This is a genomic window from Ekhidna sp., from assembly GCF_039940915.1.
In the GTDB taxonomy this organism is placed as follows: Bacteria; Bacteroidota; Bacteroidia; order Cytophagales; family Cyclobacteriaceae; genus Ekhidna.
In genome coordinates, this window is sequence record NZ_JBDVFO010000001.1 from 1,124,280 (window position 1) to 1,147,670 (window position 23,391).

13 protein-coding genes are annotated in these 23,391 nt (G+C 40.8%); 1 reads left to right on the forward strand and 12 read right to left on the reverse strand.

The features are described from left to right. Window positions 1-98: 98 nt before the first annotated feature. The 9 genes from ABJF57_RS05135 to ABJF57_RS05175 all read right to left on the reverse strand — a co-directional run bounded on the left by ABJF57_RS05135 (window position 99) and on the right by ABJF57_RS05175 (window position 18,253). Window positions 99-2,702: an FtsX-like permease family protein gene (locus tag ABJF57_RS05135; RefSeq protein ID WP_462230544.1), complete on the reverse strand. Its 2,604-nt coding sequence runs from the start codon at window positions 2,700-2,702 to the stop codon at window positions 99-101. Beyond that, the gene (locus ABJF57_RS05140) at window positions 2,695-5,313 is read right to left on the reverse strand and encodes an ABC transporter permease (RefSeq protein WP_462230542.1); all 2,619 of its coding nucleotides are present in this window, start codon (window positions 5,311-5,313) and stop codon (window positions 2,695-2,697) included. Before ABJF57_RS05140 ends, ABJF57_RS05135 begins: the two co-directional genes overlap by 8 nt. Continuing rightward, the gene (locus ABJF57_RS05145) at window positions 5,306-7,900 is read right to left on the reverse strand and encodes an ABC transporter permease (RefSeq protein ID WP_462230540.1); all 2,595 of its coding nucleotides are present in this window, start codon (window positions 7,898-7,900) and stop codon (window positions 5,306-5,308) included. Before ABJF57_RS05145 ends, ABJF57_RS05140 begins: the two co-directional genes overlap by 8 nt. Then, window positions 7,893-10,478, reverse strand: coding sequence for an ABC transporter permease (locus ABJF57_RS05150; protein ID WP_462230538.1), 2,586 nt, complete (start codon window positions 10,476-10,478; stop codon window positions 7,893-7,895). Before ABJF57_RS05150 ends, ABJF57_RS05145 begins: the two co-directional genes overlap by 8 nt. After that, on the reverse strand, window positions 10,471-13,143 hold the full coding sequence (locus tag ABJF57_RS05155) for an ABC transporter permease (RefSeq protein ID WP_462230536.1): 2,673 nt from the start codon (window positions 13,141-13,143) through the stop codon (window positions 10,471-10,473). The genes ABJF57_RS05150 and ABJF57_RS05155 overlap by 8 nt, the downstream gene beginning before the upstream one ends. Next, complete coding sequence (locus ABJF57_RS05160) at window positions 13,136-15,808, reverse strand: ABC transporter permease (protein WP_462230534.1); 2,673 nt, start codon at window positions 15,806-15,808, stop codon at window positions 13,136-13,138. Before ABJF57_RS05160 ends, ABJF57_RS05155 begins: the two co-directional genes overlap by 8 nt. Then, window positions 15,801-16,154, reverse strand: coding sequence for a PadR family transcriptional regulator (locus tag ABJF57_RS05165; RefSeq protein ID WP_462230532.1), 354 nt, complete (start codon window positions 16,152-16,154; stop codon window positions 15,801-15,803). The genes ABJF57_RS05160 and ABJF57_RS05165 overlap by 8 nt, the downstream gene beginning before the upstream one ends. A gap of 255 nt (window positions 16,155-16,409) precedes the next feature. Then, on the reverse strand, window positions 16,410-17,165 hold the full coding sequence (locus ABJF57_RS05170) for a cupin domain-containing protein (protein ID WP_462230531.1): 756 nt from the start codon (window positions 17,163-17,165) through the stop codon (window positions 16,410-16,412). An 83-nt stretch (window positions 17,166-17,248) separates the two neighbouring features. Continuing rightward, a complete protein-coding gene (locus tag ABJF57_RS05175) occupies window positions 17,249-18,253 on the reverse strand; it encodes a helix-turn-helix domain-containing protein (protein WP_462230529.1) in 1,005 nt (334 codons plus the stop codon). 124 nt (window positions 18,254-18,377) lie between these two features. Between ABJF57_RS05175 and ABJF57_RS05180 the strand changes: the two genes are divergently transcribed. Next, window positions 18,378-18,848, forward strand: a complete 471-nt coding sequence (locus tag ABJF57_RS05180; RefSeq protein WP_462230527.1) for a hypothetical protein — start codon at window positions 18,378-18,380, stop codon at window positions 18,846-18,848. Window position 18,849: 1 nt separating this feature from the next. On the opposite strand, the gene ABJF57_RS05185 is transcribed toward ABJF57_RS05180, so the two are convergent. From ABJF57_RS05185 to ABJF57_RS05195, 3 genes are all read right to left on the reverse strand, one after another. Then, a complete protein-coding gene (locus ABJF57_RS05185) occupies window positions 18,850-19,764 on the reverse strand; it encodes a leucine-rich repeat domain-containing protein (protein WP_462230525.1) in 915 nt (304 codons plus the stop codon). A gap of 141 nt (window positions 19,765-19,905) precedes the next feature. Then, window positions 19,906-22,344 (reverse strand): ABC transporter permease, encoded by a 2,439-nt coding sequence (locus ABJF57_RS05190; protein ID WP_462230523.1) that lies wholly within the window; start codon window positions 22,342-22,344, stop codon window positions 19,906-19,908. Between the two features lie 138 nt (window positions 22,345-22,482). Further along, window positions 22,483-23,379, reverse strand: a complete 897-nt coding sequence (locus ABJF57_RS05195) for a M28 family peptidase (protein WP_462230521.1) — start codon at window positions 23,377-23,379, stop codon at window positions 22,483-22,485. Window positions 23,380-23,391: the final 12 nt, after the last annotated feature.

A 23,391-nucleotide genomic window follows, 5' to 3' on the forward strand; every position in this document is an offset into this window, starting at 1 on the left:
CAATTCAATTGATAGTAAGGCACAATTATAACTATTAAAATAGTCTAATTACTATTTTAATAGTTAATGATGAATAGCATAGGAAATTCTCGAACTATTTATCCATCAGCCTTCAAACTTTCTGACACACTGAACTTAGTGGACTTGGCGATTTGTATCATAATGGCTAACACAGCCACTGCAAGAATCAGCACTCCTGCCACGACGAAATACAAAGGCTCCAAATCTATGCGGTAAGCAAAGTTGTTTAGCCAGTTTTTCATCAGGTAGTAGGCGACAGGCAATCCAATCACAACCGCCATGGATACCAGCAGTGTGAAATCACGAGAAAGCATTCTGACAATACTCAGGCTGGTGGATCCAAGGACTTTTCGGATCGCGATTTCTTTGAATCGTTGTTGTGTACTGAAAGAAGTCAATGCCAATAGGCCAAGGCACGAAATGACAATCGCTATTCCTGCAAAATACTTTGATAAAACGGTGATGCGTTCTTCTGAAGCATAGAGTGCTTGATAGTTCTCATCCATGAACGAAACTTCCAATGGGAAGTCAGGGTTGAAATTTTCATATACTTCCGCTATTTGCTCAATCGTTTTTCGCTCGGTACCCGCCTGTATTTTTGCAATGAAATTGTTTCCTCGATCGCTTAAAGAGAAGAAGAAGGGCTTTACTTCTTCGTGAAATGACTGGAAATGAAAGTCTTCAATCACTCCGATGATTTCCTTTTCGTTGACGTTAGGATTCAAGTTTCCAAATGCCTCTCCAACGGGATTTTCCAACTGCATCATTTGGATAGCAGTTTCATTCATGATTACGGCATCTTTGTCTGTGGCGTAATCCCTGGAGAAATCACGACCCTCCTTCAGCGTAATGCCAAGCAAATCGATCAGTTCATATCCACCTCGTATTTTATAGAATCTCAGTTTCTTATCTGCTTCGCTCATGTCTTTCCATGTAAATCCGTGAGTATATCCGATACGTCCAGGCAATTCGCCACTCATTTGCGAAGCATTTGATACGCCTGGAATGGATCGAATTTCCGAAAGAAATGCTTCATGATTTTCTGTCAAATTTCCTTCTCTAGGGAAAGTGATGATGTGTTCTTTACTGTACCCCAGGTTGACGGTCTGGATGAAAGAAATCTGACGATAGATGACCAATACGGAGACAATCAGCATGACAGAAATGGCAAACTGAAAGACAACCAACCCCTGACGAACCCACAGGGCACCTTTATCACCGGAAAGTTTTCCTTTCATCGCTACAATAGGTTTGAAGCCAGATAGGTGTAGTGCAGGATATATTCCTGAAATCAGTCCGGTAATGATGGTGATTGACAGAATGGCTAAGATGATATTCGAATCCAGATTTAGCGAAAGCTGTTTGCCTGTGATCTCATTGAACTGTGGAAGCAGAAGGAGTACAATTCCCAAGGCAATAAAAAGTGAAATAAAGGCCATTAATAATGACTCACTGAAGTATTGGAAAATCAGTGCTTTTCTGCCTGCTCCGATCGCTTTTTTCACGCCAATTTCTTTGATTCTTCTTGAAGCTTTCGCCGTAGAAAAATTCATATAGTTGATGCATGCTATGGACAACACAATTAGGGCGATAATGGAAAAGAGCTTCACATACATGATTCTCCCGGAAATAGGCACACCGTTTTCATAGGTATTATAGAGGTATCTTTCAGCATACGGCTGTGCATATAAGATGTCTTTCCAGTTAGGTGAAAGTGTAGTTAAATAGTCACTGAGTTTTTCGTTGAAGGCCTCCAAGTCAACACCTTCCTTTAATACTAAATGCGCCTGGGTACCGCTATTGTACCATTCCATCATTTCATCCGTTGCAAAGACTTCATGGTTGAGCAGTACATCGTATAGTTCAGAATTATGTGGGTTGGGTTCAAAAACACCCGTGACTAAAAAGCTTCCTTCATAGTATGCACCTTTCAGCTCAATCAACTTCCCAACAGCCTGTTCAACAGATCCAAACAATGTCTTTGCCATGGTTTCTGATATGGCAATGTCATTTTTATCGGATGGAAATTCATTTTTATTCCCTTGAAGGAAATTGACAGGGAATACATTGAAAAAACCTCCTCCTATGAATTGATACTTGCCCCTGATATTCTTATTATTTGCTGAGAAAACCCCCTGATACTCTCGGTCACCACTCACCGGAAAAGCGTATTCTATTTCGGGCAGATCTTTAGGCAGTCGCTTAAAAAGTGGGTTAGGGGTTGATCCATCAATGTTGGTGTGATAGGTTCCGGAAGTCGGATACGTATGAATAACCTGCACATGCCTGTTACTGTCTTTCTCATCGAATTGGTTCATGGAAAGCTCATCATGAACCCAGAGATAGATGAGCATGGTTGCAGCCAAGCCACTGGAAAGTCCCAATAAGTTGATCAAAAAGGTACTTTTGAATCGTTTGAAGCTTCTGAGCGAAATAAGTAAATTATGTTTTAGCATGCCGTAAGTGTTTAGTCTGTAAGTGCCATCAGCTGGCTTAATAATATCTTTTCTGAACAGTAGGAATACATCTCTGATAAATTCTAGATCTGCCTTCTTTTTTCCGATTTCTTTGACTCGCTCATCATAGAGCTCCATCAAATCTCCTTCGATTGGTTTTTGCAATCGGGGATGACAAAACCATCGGAAGAAGCGCAGGAAAAACTTTGGCGGTTGGTTATTCATCCTTCAAACTTTTCACAGGATTGGCAGAGGCTGCCTTCCACGTTTGGAAACTTACCGTCAGACAGGCGATAGCGATAGTAGCTAGTGCTCCAAATGCAAAAAACCAGGTACTAAGTTCAATGCGATAAGCAAAATTTTCAAGCCAGCTTCCAAGTAGGCTAAATGCTATCGGGATAGCAACTAGCATAGCAATCAAAAGCATTTTAAGCATCCCACTTCCCAATAGTGCAACAATCCTGGTTCGGCTCGATCCCAAAACTTTTCGTATGCCAATTTCTTTGGTTCTCCTTTCGGTAATGAAGGCAGTTAACCCAAACAGTCCAAGACAGGAAATTAAGATCGCAATAGAAGCAAAGTAGGTTGATAGGGAGGCTACTTTTTGCTCTGCTTGATATAGGGTATTGTATTCGTCATCAAGGAATGTAAATTCGAATGGAAGACCGGGATTAAATTCATGGTATGCTTCTTCCAGTTTTTCAATCGTTTCCCTTTCCTTTCCTGGCTGCAATTTCACAGCAATGTTGTTGGCGTCTCCTGGCTCAAAAATCAGAAAACTCGGTTTGATTTTTTCATGCAGTGATTGGAGGTGAAAGTCTTTCAGTATGCCTATGATCTCTCGGTTGCCTCTTATATTCACGATTTTGCCCAATGGGTCTTCTAGCTCCATGGCAGCAATTGCTGTTTCATTGAGAATGATTTTGGAATCTTCATTGGCAAAGTCTCTTGAGAACGACCGGCCTTCTTTCAATTCCAAGCCTACCGTTTCAACATAGTCATATCCTACATAAGCGAATGTGAATTGTATGTAGGGTTTGTTTTCCCTCTTATATCCGCCACCGGAGTTGTTAAATTGTGCGATGCTTCCTTCCAGAACGGTTGTATATTGAACTCCTGGTAGAGATTCCACTTTTGTAAGAAATGGAGTTGCTCGTTCTACCAAAGCTCCATCCTTTTCGAAAGTGATCACATTTTCTCGATCGTATCCCAAATTTTTTGACTGTACGAAATCTATCTGTTTGGAGATTACCAGTACCGAGACAATAAGGATAATTGAGATTGAAAACTGAAAAATGATCAGGCCTTTTCTCAGTAGCAGCTCACCCACAGAAGACCTAAGTTTGGATTGCAGAGCATCTATTGGTTTTAAGTGCGAAAGGAAGAAAGCCGGATAAGTGCCAGAAAGAAGTGTAGTGGAAATGATAATGGTACCCATAATTTTCACCCACTGAAAGTCAAAATTCAGCGAGAGCGTTTTTCCCGTAATCGCATTGAATGATGGTAGGGTGATAAAAATCAAAATTAAAGCCGTTGCAAAGGAAAGAGCTACAAGGACGAAGGACTCCATTAGATGTTGTGAGATCAATACCTTCCTTGTGGTTCCGAATACTTTCTTTACTCCCACTTCCTTTAGTCTTCTGGATGCAAGAGCAGTAGATAAGTTGATGAAATTGATGCATGCGATAAGCAAGGTGATCACTCCTACAATAGAGAATAAGTAGACATAGGAAATTCTTCCACCTGAGAGTTCTCCGTTTTCATAATTGCTGTATAAGTAACGAGAGGAGTATGGTTGAAGGTGCATTTTGACAGAAGTGTATGGGAATCGCTCTCCCCATAGACCTCTCATCTTTGCTTCATAGAACTCACTTAGTTTCTTGTCAAATTCCTTAGGATCTGCCCCTTCCCTCAATAAAATATAGACATTGGGGCCATTGCTTTCCCATGCTCTTACGGTTTGATCTCTATCAGAAATAAAAAGACTATTGGGAAGAAGAAAATCGAAACGCTCAGAGCTATTTAACCCTGCGTTATCGAAGACTCCAGAGACAATGTAGTCAGCTTCGTATTCGACCTCACCATCAGTATTATCCACCATATGAAAGGATTTGCCAATGGGGTTTTGGTCTTTGAAAAATTTGTCTGCTAAAAATTGAGAAATAACAATTGAAGATTTCTCAGAGAGCACTTTGTCTTTTGATCCTTGAACCAGGTTGAAAGAGAAAGCCTCGAAAAAGTCTTCCCCGACAAACTTTCCTGCCGCCTTTATTTTCTGTTCGTTGGCCTCTAAGATGGCATAGGAAAACTCTTCCATCACTGGTACAGCAATCTCAACTTCTGCTAGTTCAGCCAACATTTCAGGTGCTAAAAGAACGGAATTGTCGCCATTTGTAAGTGTGCGCGAGTCATTAAATTCGAGGGTTCGCATCACCTGGTATAGCCGATCATTATGCTCATGGAATTTATCTTTCTGTACCTCATCATTGACCCACAAATAAATGAGCATGAAAGATGCCAGGCCGGTGGAAAGACCAATCAGGTTAATGAGGAAGGAACTCTTGTACTTTCTGAAATTCCTAAAGATGATGAGTAAGTTGTGTTTTAGCATACCGTAGTTGTTTAATCTATAAGTGCCATCAGATGGCTTAATAATACTGGGGCGAAAGAGCTGAATCACGTCTCGACGAAACCTTCGATCAGCTTTTCTTTTTCCTAGTTCTTTTACCCGCTCTTCGTAGAGTTCCATCAGGTCACCTTCGATGGGCTTTTGCAATCGAGGATGGCAAAACCATCGAAAGAATCGGAGGAAATATTTTGGTGGTTGATTACTCATCTTTCAGGGAATCAACAGGATTTCTTAAAGCTGTATTGTATGATTTGATCCCTACAGTAAATCCTACAATAACTAACATGAAAGCACCAGTGATTAGGAAAACAGACGGGCTGAGATCAATTCGATATTCAAAATTTTCTAACCAGTTATTCGAAAAGTAAAATGCAAAGGGTGCTGCGATACAAAATGAAATAAGCACCAATCTTCCAAATTCATTTCCCAATAAAGTCACTAACCTATAGGTACTAGCACCCAACACTTTACGGATACCTATTTCCTTTGTGCGCTGTTGAGTGGTAAATGAAACAAGCCCAAATAGGCCTAAGCAGGATATAGAGATGGCTACAAACGAGAAGTAGATGGCTAATTTTCCTACTACGGTCTCATTTTTATACATACTTTCAAACTGATCATCTAAAAACTGAAAATCAAATGGATATCCCGGATCGAACTCTGTATAGATTTTTTCTAAGCTAGCAAGTGCCTCTTTCGTTTGGTTCGGTTTGGTTCTAATAAAGAGCTTCGAAGCATATTCTAAATCCAATCGAATGATCAGAGGTTCAATAGTCGAGTGCATAGACGCAAAATGAAAATCTTTTACTACACCAATGATTCGTCCCTCCCTTCCCCAAAAGGAGAGAGATTCTCCTATAGGAGTGTCCATTTCCATGGCTCTAGCGGCTGCTTCATTAATGATGACATTAGAAAAATCGCTAGATATCTCTTTAGAATAATCCCTCCCGTGAGCAAGCTCTATTTTCATTGTTTCTATGAAATCAAAGTGTGCTAAGATGATATTAAATCCAACTCTTTGATCATCCGTTTTCCCATTCCACCTTACTGCCGTTGTAAAATTCCTAACTGATAAAGGATTGTTTACAGAAGCAGAGACACTAGCTATTCCAGGCATTTGGTTCAGTACTGTTTTGACAGTTTCGTAGTTTTGCTTTGCCCCTTTTTGTAAGTCTAGTTGCAGTAGGTTTTCGCGATCCATGCCTAGGTTTTTATTCTGAATATAGTTGACCTGATTAAAGACAACCATGGTGGCGATGATCAAACAGATGGATATAGAAAACTGAAAAATGACTAAACTTTTTCTGAAGAATCCTGCTTGTTTTGAATGTTTAACCCCCCCTTTTAGGCTTTGTATTATCTTCAAACTGGAAAGGAAAAGGGCTGGATAACTTCCCGAAAGAAGACCTGTTAAACTAACCATACCTAGTGAAATAGCCCAGTATTGTGGGTCTAAGTAGTCGATGATAATTTGCTTATCTGTGAGTAGGTTAAACCCTGGAAGTAAAAGATAGGTGAGCACCTGTGTAAGAAGAAAAGCAAATGAGGTGATCACTAGTGTTTCTACTAAAAACTGGATTCGCAAAGATCCTTTCTGAGCTCCCATAACTTTTCTGACACCAATTTCTTTCGCTCTTCCATTAGAGCGAGCGGTCGTTAGATTCATGAAATTGATGCAGGCAATGACTAATATGAAAATAGCTATTAGCGTGAAGATTCTGACGTACTCAATACGACCACCAGTTACTACCCCATCTTCATAGGTACTAAATAGATATCTATCGGAAAATTTCTGAAGAAAGACTTCACTGTTTATGTGCTTGCTATTATTCAGCGCAATTATTTGTTTGATTTTTTCATTGAAGTCGGTAAGCTTTGAGCCTTCCTCAAGTGTCACGTAGGCCTTCAGCATACTGTGATTCCAACTACCTCTTATTCGTTCATTTTCACGAATGAAGGCTTCAATAGGCGCCACGAAATCAAATTGAAATGAAGAGTTGGCGGGAACGTTTTCAAAAATACCTGCTATGATAAAGTCTTCTTTATCTCCGATTTTAATTGTCTTACCAATGGTTAGATTAGCGTTTCTCCAGGCTGATCCAAAGTATTTCATTGCCAGTTCTTTGGAAATAACCACCGAATTTGATTTATCTAAGGCTGTGTGTTTATCCCCTACAATGAGAGGAAAAGAAAAGACTTCTAGAAAAGAAGGGGTGACGTATATGCCATCGTCCTTAAAGTAGCGATCATCTACCTGTATTATTCTAGTTCTTTTTGAACTCACGAATGTCGCAAGTTTTATTTCAGGATAGTTCTCCTTTAGTACTTCTAGCAGTGGCTGTGGAGTACGAGTAGCCGTCAGAATCTTGCCATCAGGATAGTACGAATTGACCATTACCTGATGGATAGAAGAATCATGAAAGCTATCCACTTTTCTTTCATCATTTATCCAAAGGAAAATGAAGGAGCTAGAAAGTAAGCCTATAGTTAAGCCAGAAATATTGATGAATGAATAAGACTTCTGATTGAGAATACTTCTAAGACTGGTTTTAAAATAGTTTTTAATCATACCGTAGTTGTTTAATCTATAAGTGCCATCAGATGGCTTAATAATACTGGGTCGAAAGAGCTGAATCACATCTCGACGAAACCTTCGATCAGCATTTCTTTTTCCTAGTTCTTTTACCCGCTCTTCGTAGAGTTCCATCAAATCCCCCTCGATGGGTTTTTGCAATCGTGGATGGCAAAACCATCGAAAGAATCTGAGGAAAAACTGGGGTGGTTGATTATTCATCTTTCAGAGATTCTACGGGATTCACGAGTGCTGCCTTTATGGATTGACTGCTAATGGTTGCGAAGGCAATTAAGATTGCTATTGTACCACCCAGCGCGAATACCCACCAACCTGGAGTGATTCTATAGGCGAAATTTTGCAGCCAACCATCCATCAGTAGCCATGAGACAGGCACAGCAATGACAAACCCAATAGTTACGAGGGAAAGAAATTTCTTCCCGAACAGCCACACGATGCTTTGAATGGTGGCACCTAGGACTTTTCTGATGCCAACCTCTTTTTGATTTTTGATAGCCTCAAACGCGGCTAGCCCGAAAAGACCCAAACCTGCAATTAGCATGGCAAGCAAAGTGAAAAACCCTAAAAGTTGTCCTTGTCTTTGATCCTCTTTGTAGATCTGATCAAAATGATCATCCATGAATGTATAGTCAAAAGGATAATTCGAATATTCTTCAACGGTTTCTTGCAAATGCACAACAGTCTCTGGAATACTACCCTTGCCAACTTTTACTGAAATATAGCTGAGCAAATCTCGCTTACCGATGATGAGTGGCGCAATAGGCATGTGCATGCTGTGAATATGGAAATCCTTCACCACTCCAATGATGTTTTTTCTTTCACCATCTTCATGGATATACTCTTGCCCAATAGCAGATTGTGCAGTCCAGCCCAGGACTTTTGCAGCGGTTTCGTTAATGACAAAATCTCTCTCGTTGGCTGTTGGCAAATCAGCATCTAGAAATCGACCTGAAAGTAACTCGACACCAAACACATCCAGAAATTGATGGTCTGTATAGAGACGGTAGATGTTGCCCCCTGTTCTATCCATATTGAGAGAAGTACTTGACTGAACATCCGTTGGAAAACTATTCACAGAGCTCACCGATTCCACGTTGGAAAAATTCATAAATCGCTCTTTTATCACTTCAATGTTTTCTCTCATTTCACGGCCTCTGACACGCACGATCACGATTTGATCTTTCTCTATGCCTAGTTCTTTTTCGCTAATGAAGCGTATCTGCTGATAGGCTATCAGGGTGCTGATAAGCATAATGATAGAAATTGAGTATTGAGACACGATAAGAAATTTTTGGAGTTTACCACCAGATTTTTGCGTGCCGAGCCTTCCTTTCAAGACATGAACAGGTCTAAGCGATGACATGAATAATGCAGGATAGCTCCCTGAAATTATTCCGAGCATTACAACGGTGATGAATAGGAATGGAATGAGATTCAAATCACTCAAAAGACCAATTTCCATTTGACGTTCCACCAATTGTCCGAATAGAGGAAGGGTGAGTTGAGTAATCCCCAGAGCGATAAATAGAGCCAATAAAGAAAGAAAAACGGATTCGCCTAGAAATTGAATGACTAGCTGAGTCTTTCGGGCGCCAATGGCTTTTCTAAGCCCCACCTCTTTTGCTCGATTAATGGATCGAGCGACTGCCAAATTCATGTAATTTATTGCCGCGAGTGTCAGAATAAGAATGGCGATTACCGAAAAAAGGCTAAGTTGTTTTGCATTTCCTTTCACCCCAAAATCTTCATTGATACTACCTCTCAAGTGAAATTCAGAAAGAGGCTGCACAAAATATTTATTCGGGATATCTGTATGTTGCCAACGAACCGCTAAAAGCTCTTTGAGCTTGCTTTCAAAAGAAGGTGGATTGGCCCCTTCTTTAAATGTTAGAAATGTAAAGTATGAATTTCCATCCCATTGTTCTTTTATTCGCTCGCTTCTATAGTATTCGCTTGCTTGAATGCTGAGAATGGCAGAAAATTTTATAGAGGAATTCTTAGGGAGATCTTTAATGACACCTGTAACAAAAGCTGAGCCAGCCCAAAATTTTATTTCCTTTCCAATAGGATCCTCATTTTTAAAAAGCTTTTTAGCAAATGACTCAGTCAAAACCGTGCCTTCGGCAGTATTCATTGCTGTTTTGGGATTGCCAGCGATGAATGTATGTTTAAATACTTCGAAGAATCGCTCGTCTGCCACCACAATGGGCTCGAAGTGATGTTCGCCTTCAGATTCTATCAAAGTGGAATAAGCGTCCATGGTTGTGGCAGACTCGATCTCCGGATATTCGGCTACTAGCGTTGGTGCAAGAGCTGCCGGAGTTACTGCGAAGAAGTCTGTTCCTAAAGAAAAGTTTCCCGGTTGTTGCTGATAGATGTTGTAAATATTGTCCGCATTGGAATAGCAATCGTCAAAAGACCTTTCGTATTGCACGTAAATGAAGATCAATAGAAAAGAAGCTATACCGATGGAAAGTCCTCCAATATTGATAGCAGAGTACAGTTTTTGACGAAACAGATTTCGAACTGTTACTTTGAAATAATTTTTAATCATGCCGTAGTTTGTTAGTCTATAAGTACCACTTGCGGGTTTAATAATATCTTTTCTAAATAGTAGCAGCACATCTTTTTTGAACTTCCGATCTGCTTTTCTTTTGCCTAATTCCTCTACTCTTTCATCGTAGAGTTCCATCAGGTCTCCTTCAATGGGCCTTTGCAATTCCGGATGGCAAAACCATCGGAAGAATCGGAGGAAAAACTGGGGAGGTTGATTATTCATCTTTCAGAGATTCTATTGGGTTTCGCTGAGACACAGAAATGATTTGAGAACCGATAGTTAGTAGGCCGATGATCAATAAAATCACGGAACCTAAGAGAATAGTACCAATACCAAAATCCACACGGTTGGGCAAGCTTTCCAGCCAAAGTATATTCAGGAAATAGCTGATTGGTGCCGCTATCAAGATGGAGATTAACAATATTTTTATAAAAGACCTGCTGAGGAGGAAGGTGAGGCTTTGGAGGTTTGCACCCAGTACTTTTCTAACGCCAACCTCCTTTTGTCTTCGCTCGCTTGTATATACAGCCATCCCTAAAAGGCCGAGACAAGAAATAATGACAGCCAGAATTGAAATGAAGCCAATAATTGAAGAAAGGTCTGCAAGCCAAAGATTGGCTTTCAATAGCTGCTCATTGTATACATTGTATTTAAAAGGATGAACCGCATCAACGGTTTTCCACTTCGTTTCCAAATTCGCAATGACTTCAGACCAGTTATCGGATGATATACGGATGTTTAGGTAGTTGAATTGATCAGGATTACTCCAAAATACAACCGGTCCATTGCCATCATCTACTGGCGTCTTAAATTCAAAGTTTTCAACCACTCCCACTATTTTCATCACCTGGCTTCCATTGGCTTTGATGGACTGTCCAACGGCAGCTACTTCTGACAGGAAGCCAAGCTTTTGGCTCATGGTTTGATCGATGATGATCTCTTTTGCAGTTGCTGATGAGGTAGTGAAATTGCTGCCAGCAACAATTTTTAGCCCTAGGTTATCAATAAAATTAAGGTCTACGCTGTGGTATACGGAGCTAAAGGCTTCTTCATCTTGCAGCCCCTGAATAGTGACGGTTCGGATGTTTGGCAGTGATGGAATCATCTCGCAGGCCGATACTTGTGCGACTTCTGCCAGGGTTTTAAGCTCACTAGATAGCAGTTTATAGTCATTCCCTTGTAAAGGGATGTTTACAATATTGTCAGTATCGAGGTTATACTTAAAATTGCTGTAGTGCTGAAACTGCCGACCAATAAGGATGGCTGTGATGATGAAAAGTAACGAAAAGACAAACTGAGTGATACTCAATACTTGTCTGAGTCGGATCTTCCCTGAATTCCCAAGGTTGAGTTTCTTTAAAGTATCCAAAGGAGTAAATTTCGATAAAAGCAGTGCCGGGTATAATCCGGCAAAAAGCCCGATGATTATGGCGAATCCTACAAAGAAGAGGTAAATAACCACGTTGGATTGTAGGTTGAAGGTAAGGAGCTGACTAACCCATAGTCCATTAAGCGCTGGTTTAAGGAAAAGAAGAAAAATGTTAGAAAGAAGGAGAGCCAAAAATGAGGTGAGCAAGGCTTCCACTAAAAATTGTGAAATGAGGTTCTTTCGGGAAGCACCATTTACTTTTCTTACGCCTATTTCTTTTGCGCGAGTCAGCGCTCGGGCGATGGATAAGTTTGTATAATTCAGGCATGCAGAAAAAAGAATGACCAAGGTCAAGAATCCGAGAAAATAATAAGCATGGATGGGTAGCCGGAGTGTGATCGGGGCTCCGATAAATTTACCTGGTGTGATCTCACTCAGCTTTTGGATAGGTAGTGAAAGCTCAGATAAATGCTCAAACCCAACATACTCTTCTTTTACAATATTATTTATTGCGCTTTGTAAATCTGACCCCTCACTGCTCTCTTTTATGAGTATATAAGTGTAGCAATTAGAATAGTTGATCCAGTTTTCGGATTTATCATCTCGAAATCCTTCTTGCACCAACCTTGGAATACTAGTCGATGAGGTCAAAACGTCGAATTGTATATGTGACTTGTACTTTTTCAAATCAATCACTCCTGTGATGGTAAAAGAGCCCCAATCTTGAGGGATGTTGGCGGTCTCAATACCCATGTCAAAGTCCATATGCTCTAGTCCTCTGTCTGAAAATTGGATGGTCTTGCCTATGGGGTTTTGATCGTTGAATAATGCATACGCTTTTTCCGATGTGATTACCATGGAATTTGGCTGACTTAGTGCAGTTAATTTATTGCCATTGACAAGATCAAAATCAAAGACACTGAAGAAGCTCTCGTCAGCGAAAAAGCCTCTTAGCTCGGTGCTTTTATCTGTATTTATGTTTACTGCATCACCACCCACTGTTGGAATTAGCCTCACCGATCCTTCGATAAAGGGGTAGTCGCTTTCCAGCTTAGTTGCTAGAGGATTTGGACATTTTGCATTGGGAGTGAGTGATTTTTCTTGCTTAGAAAGGATTCTGAAAATCCTGTCCTTCTTCATGTTAAATTGATCATACTGTGTCTGATCATACAGGATTTGCATAATGAGCAAACCGACGGTCATAGCAACTGCCAAGCCAAAAATGTTGATGAAAGAAAATGTTTTGTATTTCAGAATATTTCTGATCCCTACCTTACAATGATTTTTAATCATGCCGTAATTATTAAGTCTGTAAGTGCCGTCTGTTGGCCTGATAATATCTTTTCTAAATAGTAGAAGTACATCTCTGATGAATCTTTTATCTGCTTTCTTTTTCCCGATTTCTTTCACTTGTTCTTCGTAGAGCTCCATCAAATCCCCCTCGATTGGTTTTTGCAATCGCGGATGACAAAACCATCGAAAGAATCGGAGGAAAAACTGGGGAGGTTGATTATTCATCTTTCAGAGATTCTACCGGGTTTTGTCTTGCAGCTCGAAAGGTTTGAGAACCGATGGTAATCAACCCGAGTCCCAACATTAATAGTGAGCCTATTACGACTGTTCCAAATCCAAAATCGACACGATTGGGAAGGTTGTCTAGCCAAAAGCTGTTGATGAAGTAGCTTAAAGGAGCTGCGATTAGAATGGAGATGGACAGCAACTTCAAAAAGCTTTTCGATAGAATAAACACGATGGTCATTTCTGCAGCTCCGAGTACTTTTCGGATGCCCACTTCCTTGGTTCTTCTTTCTGTTGTGTAGGTAGCCATCCCCAACATGCCAAGACAGGCAATGAGAATAGCCAAAAATGAAATGTATCCTACAATAGAAACCACGTCGAAAATGGCCAGATTCGTATTGGCCAATTCATTTTCAAAAAATTCGTACTCGAATTCATGAACCGGGTCTATGCTTTTCCATTTTTCTTCAAGACTCGCAATAGTTCCTTGTGGATTTCCTTCAGATATTCTTACGTTGAGATAGTTAAATTCTTCAGCGTTATTTACAAGCACAAGTGGGCGTATATTGTCTCCATTGATAAGCAATGAAGCTCTAAAGTTTTTAACTACTCCGATGATTTGAAGAGATTGGTCGTTCTTCTTTTTCCACAATTCACCTATCGCATCTTGAGGAGTTTCGTACCCCAGCTTTTCTACCGCAGACTCATTGATAATGATGTGTCTGCCTTCTTCCAGTGCTGTTGTTGAGAAGGGTTGTCCAGCAATGAGTTCCAGGTCTAGGTTGGAGATGAATTGCCGGTCGATGTTGAGTTGCAACATTACAAATGGATCCAATTCCTCGTCCCGGTTTTTTAGCTCAGTGATATTGGTGGTGCCTGTGGCAGGAATGTGATCACATGCCGAGATCTTAGTGACGCCAGAAATGGAACTGAATTCATTCACAAGCATTTCATAATCATTGCTCTGCAGTGGAATATTGATGAGGTTCTCGGAATTGAATCCGTATTCAAACGCTGTGTAATGCTTGAACTGGTTGTAGATCACCATGGAGGTGACGATGAAAACCAGCGACACAACGAACTGTGACACATTGAGCACCTTTTGCATTCCCCACTTGCCTGTAGGGACACCATGCGTTTTCAACGCAAATACAGGAGGTCTTTTTGAGAGGAAAAGGGCGGGATATGTACCAGCAATTAGCCCTACAATTAGTGCAAATGCGACAAAAATTAAGTAAACAGGCAATGATGAACTTAGCTCAAAATTGAGGTATTTATTGAACCACAGATCCATGAAAGCTTCTTTGGTAAAATAAAGTAAGAGGCTTGCAACTACCAGAGCGAGCATCACGGTGATAATGGATTCAGTGAGGAATTGATAAATGAGATTTTTCCGCGTTGCTCCAGTCACTTTTCTTACCCCTATTTCTTTCATCCGAGTGAGTGATCGAGCAATGGAGAGACTGGTGTAGTTAAGGCATGCCATAACCATGATGACCAGTGCCAACAGCGAAAGGATGTAGTAGGCAATTTCGGGCAATCTGAAAGTAGCCTCATTGTTTACCAAGATACCTGGAGTGATATCATTGATGGACTGACCAAACATGCCGAATTCTCGAATTTCTTCATCTTTCAACTCTTCAGCCTCCAGGTATTTGCTTTCGGCTATGGAAGCGAGTGCTGCATCCAATGAAGCGTTGGTGGCTTCCGGTTTTAGTTTTAAGTACGCGAACCCTCCCCAGTAATACTCCCAATTCTGGGATACATCGGAGATGAGTTTTTCCTTGTACAAAAGGGGTAGTGACGAACTGGATGCAATTGCGTCAAATTCAAGGTGTGATTTGATATTTTTTATGTCTATGACACCAACTACCGTAAACTCACCCAGTGATACCGGTGGACGATCGCCATCAAAATCCATCATGCTGAGTCCACGATCTTCAAAGGTGACATGCTTCCCGATGGGATTCTCTGTATTGAAAAGTTGGTAAGCTTTCTCACTGCTTAGCACAATGGAATTCGGCGTGGAGAGCGCGGTAGCTCGATCGCCATGTATCAGCGGAAAACTGAAAATATTAAAGAATGCATTGTCGGTAAAGTACCCTCTCAACTCCACCGTTTTTTCATTGAAAGTGGCATCTCCACCCAATCCTCTTCGCAAGAATGTAGCCTGTTCAACCAAAGGGTATTCTTCTTTTAAAGTTTTTACAAGAGGCATAGGAACCGTTGCATAGGGTATGCTGCCTTTGATCGGCGTGCCAATGACGCGATATAGCTGATCCTTATTTTCATGAAACTGATCATAGCTCTTCTGATCGGCCAGCATCAGGATAATCAACATGCAGACAGACATAGCTACCGCTAAGCCGAAAACATTGATGAAAGAAAACATTTTGTATTTCAGGATATTTCTGATCCCTACTTTGAAGTAATTTTTGAACATGCCGTAATTGGTTAAACTGTAAGTGCCGTCAGTGGGCCGAATAATGTCTTTTCTAAAAAGGAGCAGTACATCTTTGATGAACTTTCGATCTGCCTTTCGTTTTCCAAGTTCCTTCACTCGCTCATCGTAAAGCTCCAAGAGGTCTCCTTCTACAGGTTTGAGTAACCTGGGATGGCAAAACCACCGAAAAAACTTTAGGAAAATTTGAGGAGGACTATGCATCGTAGACTTTGGCAAATTTTACATCAAGAGAAATGGATGGGATAGCATCCCATAGCGAATTCCTTGTCTCTTTGGTATGCTGCATAGCTTGCTTACCCAGGGAGGTGATTTTGAAGTACCGCTTGGGCCGGCCGGCTCGTTCTTGTGTGGCGTCTTTATCCACCGAAGCTAAATAGTCTTTGTCCTCTAGCCTCTTGAGGGCAGATTGCAGTGCACCTACACTTACGCTTCTTCCCAATCTGCTCTCAATCTCTTTCTTAATAGAGACTCCATAGGCATTGTCGTAGAGGATGGCCACCGTGAGCATTACGATTTCTTCGAATTCACCAAGTTGAAATTTTTTCATTTGAATAAAAGTTTGGATAAATGAGCGATTTGCTGCCCTTTGATTTTATGAGGTTCTTGTTCTCAATGATTGGGTTAAGCGGCACGCTTATAATTAATTCCTATTTGTAGTGTTTACGAAGAAAAAGAATTTTGGTTATAAATTCCTATTTGTAGTAAAATTATTTTTGAGCGATTGAAATGAATCACTTGTTTTTTGAGCATAAAAAAAGACATCTGGATCGTCCTGATGCCCTTATTTGTTGTGCGTTAGAATCTACGATCGATAGATTTCGAGAATCCGGAGAGGTTGCAGACTCTGAGATTCCCACCTTCCTTCAAAGCCTTCTCGCAGTATGATGAATTCCCCAGGATAGCATTTGATCGGCTCCTCACCACTTTGAGTAATGGTAATCACACCATTTACGATATGAAGCATTCGCTCTTTTGTGGTTCCTTCAAATTCCAATTTGCCGGCTGTGAGCATGTTTACTGTAAGTTCAACGCCGGTATAAATTTCCTTTTTATTTGAAACCCCGGATAAAAGGTCACGATCGATGACCAAGGCTTTAGAAATCGGAGAAGGCCCCGATGATGCTGATCTGTTTCTGGCAATGACGGAAAGTTCTAGGTGCAATTCACCGTCTCCAATAAAATTCCATTTGCCTTGAAATCCCTTGGCCTGAATGAAATAGTCTCCGGCAAAGATTGGAAAGGCCTCTTCGTTGATGGGTTCGACCAGAGCTTTTCCATTCTTCCAAAAGATGAATTCTTCCATGGGAAAGCTTTCAAACTCGTTGGTGATTCCAGATCCAATAGCTACCATATAGACGGCCAAGTCTGTTCCGTTGTAGACCCTTTTCTGAAAAAATCTTCGCTCTGGATCTTCCTGCTTTATTGCGCTGAGACCTTCTCCGGCTAGTAATTCTTTGGAAATCTTAATGATGGAGGGTTTACTTTGCTGATTGGTTTGTGCAGACAATACGATGGTTTGGATTGCAAGAGCAATGGATAGAATAGTCACTTTTCTCATAGTTTTTATCCTAAATCTGTCCGCTTGTTCCCAATTATGAGACCAAAATGATAGAATAGGAGTCCGAAATGATCAAAAAGGACTTATTGCTGCTGTTTATATTGAGAGGGAGTCACCCCTTTGATTTTCTTAAACGTGGAGAAAAACGAGGACCGTGAATGAAAACCTACCTCATAGCCTACGGCTTCCATGCTGTATGGTTTATCCTCAGCAAGCAGTTTACAGGCTGCGTTGATTCTATATGAATTGATGTATTGATTAAAACTCTGATCTAAATTATCATTCAAAAGTTGGGACAGAAGATGCTTACTGATGGAAAGACTTGAAGCCAGTGGCTCGAGCTTGAGATTTGGGTCTTGATAAGCTTTTTCGACTTCCATTAGCTGAGTCAGTTTGTGGTTTAGTCTTTCGAATTGCTCTTTGTCAATCTGCTTTTGACGGTAAGCGCTCCTTTCCGAGCGCTCAGCTTTCAGTAGAATACCTATGGTTAGATAGAGCACCACCGAAAAAATAAGAGGCCCGAGGATGTAGCTAGTAAACAAAGAGATGGCAAAACCTATGCAAGCCAGCACTGTGGCAAAATAGATTGTGATTCCTCGCAGCGCAATTTTATTGGGTGCGCTTTTTCGAATGAGCGAATGGTAAATATGCGTTCTCCAACGGATGGCTGTCCCAAGGATATAAGCCGTCAAAACTCCGTGAAATACAAAACGTAATGTCCAATCCCATGAGAGAAAATCAAAAGAAACCCATGCAAGGGTTAGCCCAAACACCAGAAAGAGCATATGGGTCAGGTCATGCGATGTAAACCTCTTTTCAGGATGCAGGTGAGAGCGGACAAGGTAAAAGAGTGCGGGTCCCATCAGCAAACTTGCTGTTAGTCCAGTCTGGACAATTTCATCAGGGACTTTTCCGAAGTAGTAGATACAGGATATGCCCACTCTTAATGCTAAGAGGATTGATAACATTGACAAGGTGTAATCGGCGCTGGTACGATTGTTTTTGAATAAGCCGAAGTAACTTCCTATGAGGAAGACGTTAAAAGCACCCAATGCACCAAAGAAAAAAAGTAGTTTGCTGTATAACATTCCGAACTATGAGAACCTGGCAAAGTGTTTAAAGCAAAATAAGACAAACGAGATTTACTTTTCGTGGTTATCCATTTAACATGGCTTGTATCTTTAACTTATTTAAGTTTTTAAAAAGCGATTAATGAAAGCAGCATCATTGGCAGACATCAAGAAAGAATTGAAGCAGCGGACGCCTGAGGAAGTCCTCGCCATTTGCTTGCGACTTGGCCGATTCAAAAAGGACAATAAAGAACTACTGACGTATTTACTTTTTGAGGCAGGTGATGAAGCTTCCTACATCGATCTTCTGAAGCTAGACATTGATGATATGATGGGCGAGATCAATATGAGTCACCTTTATTACGTAAAAAAAGGTCTTCAGAAAATTGTACGCTCACTGAATAAATCGCTTCGCTATTCCGGTCATAAGCATACAGAAGTAGAGGTAAGGCTGTATTTCTGCCAGTGCATAAAATCATCTGGTATCGCGATCTCCCGGCATACGACAATCAATAACCTATATCATCGTGAGATCAAGCGAATAGAAAAAGCACTATCTGGGTTACATGAAGATCTGCAGGCGGACTACAAACATGAATTAGATCTGCTGTAATTCAGAAGACCACATTGGTGTCAGGAAGCCCATTTTTGATTCTGGCTTGTTCAGTTTCAGAGAAGCGATTGCCGCTGAGTTCCAATACTGCCAATTTATTGAATGCATCCAGGTTTTCCGGAAGCTTCTCAATTTGACTATTCCTCAGAAGCAAGACTTTCAATCCTTGAAGTTTTTCCAACTGATTCGAAAGCTGATCGAGTCGGATGTTAGGATTGCCATCGAGCACTAAACCCTCAAGTTGCGTCATTTTCGAAAGACTACTGGGTATGCCGGTTATTTGGTTTTCATCCAATACCAGTATTTTAAGACTTGCTGTTTTACTAAGAACTGAAAAAGCTTGGGTCAGATCTAAATTTGGGTTGTTTGTCAGGTGGAGTTCCTGGAGTGCATTTAGCAGACTCAACTGTTCTGGAAGTGTCGTGAGATTGTTTTCACTTAGATAGAGAAAGTCCAGTTTTTCTACTTGCTGGAGTTGCTCAATAACATCTGAGAAATCTAGCTTAGCGTTGTCCGTTAAATCAATTTCTCGAAGCTTTGGAAGTTTAGTTATGACCGATGGAAATTTTTCAAAATCATTTCCTCTCAAGTTGATTACCGATAAGTTGGCAAGGGCTTCAAGTTCCGCTGACAAAAATGTCAGTTGATTGTTTTGAACATTGAGAAGTGTTAGTTTTTGAAGCTTACCTATTTCTTTCGGGAGTTCCTTCAAAGCACAATCTTTGAGGTACAATTGCTGTACATTGACTAGTTGCTCAAGTTGACTTAGTGGTTGCTCATCCTTGCAATTAAGCTCCAGCCATTTTGCTTTTTCGGGTTCATTTAGCGCACTCTTCAGCGTAGTGAATTTCGTATTAGTCTGTCCATAAAGTACAAAATGGAGGATGAAGATCGATAGGTAGGAAATTAGCCTCATTGCAATATAGGTTAGTTGAATGTGTCTACTCAAGCAAAATCCTTACCACCATGCGCTAACATCATTGAAGTGACTACTTCTATAGCACTTTCAATTTTGTGCTCGCCATTCTTTTGCGGTTTTGAGTGAGGAAATTGGTTTTTATTCATCTTTCAATGATTCAATGGGGTTAGTCAGGGCGGCTTTGATCCCCTGTGAGCCAATGGTTATCCAGCTGATAACTATGCTGCATAATCCGGCAATGATGAAAGCATCAATAGGAACACTGATTCGGTAGGCAAAATCTTGCAACCAATATTCCATCGTATACCAGGCAATAGGAATGGCTAACAAAAATGATAGTGTGATAATCTTAACAAAGTCTTTTGAGAGCAGCAGCAGGATGCCAGAGATACTTGCTCCAATAACCTTACGAATTCCAATTTCTTTTTTTCTCAAAGTGACAGTGTAGGCTGATAATCCAAATAGACCAATTCCAGCAATGAAAATACTGAGTCCGGAAAACAGTGAAAAGATGGTGGCTAGATTTCTTTCACTCTCATAATTCATGCGCAGTGTATCATCTAAAAAACGATAGGTAAAAGCTCGATCGGAAATGGTTTCTTTCCACTTTTCTTCCAATAGATGAATCGTTTGACTGATGTTATTGCCGCTGACCTTTGCTAGGATATAGGACATTCGACCAGCAAATTTTTCGTTGCTTTGTATAACAAGTGGCTCAACCTCATTTCTCAGTGATTGATAGTTGAAATTTTTGATTACTCCTTTGACTTTAAACCCTGTCTTTTCCAAGGAACCTTCATCATGTGTGATCATATTGATGGTTTTCCCAATTGGATCTTCAATACCAAAAGCATCGACCGCAGCCTGATTTAGCATGACAAAATGCTCATCATTTTTTTGATCTGAAAAGAATTCACCATCGATTAATTCGAAATTCATAACCTCGCCCATACGATCACCTATAGGCACCCGCCGAATGGAATGAACAATGGACGAGTTTTCCACGCTGTATTCATCCGACCATGTGCCCTGAAACCCCTGAACCCAAAGCGTACCTGCCGTTTCCTTTACTCCCGGGATCGATCTGGCTTCTTCTAAGAATGGACGGGTATAGTTTGGATCCATGTGAAAAGTTCCCTCAATAACCAGAAGTTTATCTTTGTCAAAGCCAAGGTCTTTGTTCTCCAAAAAGTGAATTTGTTTTTGAAATACAAGCGTGCTAATCATTAGCATGATGGAGATCCAAAACTGGAATCCGACAAGCCCATTTTTCACCCTTGTACCTTTCTGGGTGGATGTTATTTTACCCTTCAAAGCCTGTACAGGTTTATAAGCCGAGAGGACAAAAGCGGGATATAATCCAGCCAAGATTGATATGAAAAGGGTCAGACAAAATAAGACAATGGGAGTACTAATTGTTTGTGGGAAACGAATTGCAGAATCAAAAAGGGTGTTGAAAAGAGGAATAGTCACGATCGTTATACCAAGAGCCAATGCAACTCCTATGAAGCTAATGATGAATGATTCGGATAGAAATTGAAGGATCAACTGATGTTTTAGAGATCCCATGACTTTTCTTACTCCAACCTCGCGTGCACGTTCCATAGATCTTGCAGTGGAAAGATTCATGAAGTTGATGCAGGCGATAATGAAGATGAGTAAGGCCACGGCGATGAGTACCTTAAGCATGGTTGAGTTGCCCCCGGCCTTCATTCCACTAGCTATTTCAGGATCAAGATGAACAGAGGTAAGCGGGCGTAAAAAATAGTTGTACCCATTTCCTGCCTGTCGGTATTCGTCCCAAGAAACTTTATTTATCCGCTCTATTTCTTTGGCAAGGTAGGTGTCAACCATTGTTGGAAATTTGTCTTCCAGGGCTTTTGGATTGGCATAAGGCTTCAATTTGAAATAGCATTTAGCATATCTAAGGTTGAATTTGTCTTGACTGAACCACCTTACTGTGGTAGAGGATACGATATACGAGAACTTGAAGTGCGAATTGGCAGGTGGATCCTGACACACTCCGGACACTACAGAACTTCTTCGGCCAATAGAAATGGGCTTACCTAAAGGGTCTTCTTCACCGAAGAAACGCTTAGCCGTACTTTCACTTAAAACAACGCTGTTTGGATTCTTCAAAGCAGAGTTTTTGTCTCCGCTGATCATTTCAAAACTTAGAACCTTGAAGAAGTTACTGTCAGCAATTATTGCATGGTCCTCGAGAAAATGGATCCGCTCTTCATTTTTGTTTAAGATGGAAACATTCTGATTAGAAAAGGGGCCTGCAACCGCAGTGGCTACCTCTACCTCAGGGTAATCTTGGGGAACTGTTCCCACGAAAGAATATGGAACATTACTGTGTACGACCGTGCTCTCAGGGGATATTCGTTGCTCCACCATTCGGTAAATTCGATCTGAGCCTTCGAAAAACTCATCGTACGAATATTCATGCTGGACAAATAATGTTATGAGGATGCAGCCAGTGAGTCCAATGGATAGGCTTACGGAGTTGATAAGGGTGAAGCCCTTGCGCTTCATTAAATTTCTGGAGGCAATTTTAAGGTTGGTTCTTAGCATGAGCCAAACATAACTATAATTATAGTAATTAAACTATTTTTATAGTAGTAATTAACTTTGTGAATCCCTCTCTAATAAGTCGATCAGCTTTTACCAATCTCCTAATAGATCTAAGATTTGAAAAAATGCTCGGGGGTACTATCTAATAGTTTGATCGATTTCATCCACTGTTTGTAGGATAGTTGTGACCGTACTTTGAAAAAAAGCAGGCTTTATTTTGTCTGCAGTATCTGTGTCTTTGTGGTAGTCTGGGTGGTCTTCTACTCCAAAGTAAATGAACGGAATGCCTTTCTGATGAAAGGGGCCATGATCGGAGGAGAGCGTCCAATCGTTATGTCCATCCGAAGGTTGGTCATTGCCCATCATTAATGTCACAGGGGCTTTTTCTTTTATTTTTTCCAACACGGACCGTAGGTGGGGATAATGAGAACCACCTGATGCAAAAATCCGATTATTATCATCTCTACCGACCATGTCCAGGTTGACGTTAAGGAGTATTTCGGTTTTTTTGAACGGCAGATTTTTTACGAAATGTCGAGCTCCTTGTAAGCCCATTTCTTCTGCATCAAAAGCGATGAAGATAAGTGTGTTGTTAGGTTTATTAATGGAATAGTATCGTGCGATAGCCAAGATGCCAGCCACGCCAGAGGCATTGTCATCTGCGCCATTAAAGGTTTTATCTCCTCTGATACCGAGGTGATCATAATGCGCAGTTATAATGATCTTTTTTTCAGACGCTCCTTTGATGCATCCGATCACATTCACACCCTGCTTACTACCCGCCCTGGTTGTGAAGGAAAAAGGTTGAAAGTACTGATCTTGAAGAGGCGTTAACGCTAATCCTTCAAAGCGATCGGCAATAAATTCTCTTGCTTTTTCATTTCCCTCGCTACCATTTCCTCTTCCGCCGAGTTCATCTGAGGCCAAATAATTTAAATCCTTAATCAACTCTTCCTTATCCACAAGCTCTTGAGACAAGCTGGGTAGAAAAGAGCCCACTAGAAAGGCCAGCAAAATGGATCTGAAGTACTTCATATTGAGTGATGT